The organism is Vibrio sp. OPT46, assembly GCF_015163535.1.
Lineage (GTDB): Bacteria > Pseudomonadota > Gammaproteobacteria > Enterobacterales > Vibrionaceae > Vibrio > Vibrio alginolyticus.
Window position 1 is genome coordinate 1 of the sequence record NZ_JADDYG010000298.1, and the last position, 751, is coordinate 751.

At 37.9% G+C, this 751-nt stretch carries 1 protein-coding gene; it reads right to left on the reverse strand.

Going from position 1 to position 751, the window contains the following annotated elements; genetic code table 11:
• Positions 1-299: DEAD/DEAH box helicase family protein (locus IQR33_RS13385; RefSeq protein ID WP_193843763.1), on the reverse strand; the 299-nt coding region annotated here is incomplete at its 3' end.
• Positions 300-751 lie beyond the last annotated feature (452 nt).

Genomic DNA, 751 nt, shown 5'->3' on the forward strand with positions numbered 1-751 from the left:
GCTTCAGGTTGGTAGTAATCGTAGTAAGAAACAAAATACTCAACCGCATTATTAGGAAAGAATGACTTCATCTCACCATATAACTGAGCAGCAAGCGTTTTGTTTGGCGCAAGTAATATTGCAGGTCGTTGGGCTTGAGCAATCACATTCGCTAGTGTGAAGGTTTTACCTGAGCCTGTGACCCCCAACAAGGTTTGATGTGCTAGCCCAGCATCGAGCCCCTCAAGCAACTGATTGATCGCTCCTGGTTGATCGCCCGACGGCTGATAATCGGAGACCAATTCATAGACTTTACTCATACCCTTCCTCAATTTTACTGCGCTTTGGCTGTATATATATACACCTTAGCTAATGAAATCTACGTCTATCGAGAATTTAACCATCATTGTTAATAAATTTTCTTGTTTGTCTAGAATGCTATAGCCATACAAAAGTGACTCTGATATAGTACTTCGCCCTAGTTGAAGAGCTACACACATTCTTCACATTATAGTTTCCACAACTTTTCCCCAAAAATTAGCTTAAAACTTTCTTATCCCCAAAAGATTGATTTTTATCCACTTTGAATACCTTTTGATTAACATCGATAAATCTCTGTTTTATTTGCTTATTTTACGCATAACTCTGACTAAAGATTCATTAAATAAAAACTCAGTTGCATATCAATTTTCTTTACCCAGATCTCATCAACATACTTATCCACAAATTTAGTGGATAACTAACCTCGAGCCTTTACTGGCAAGCCATACAG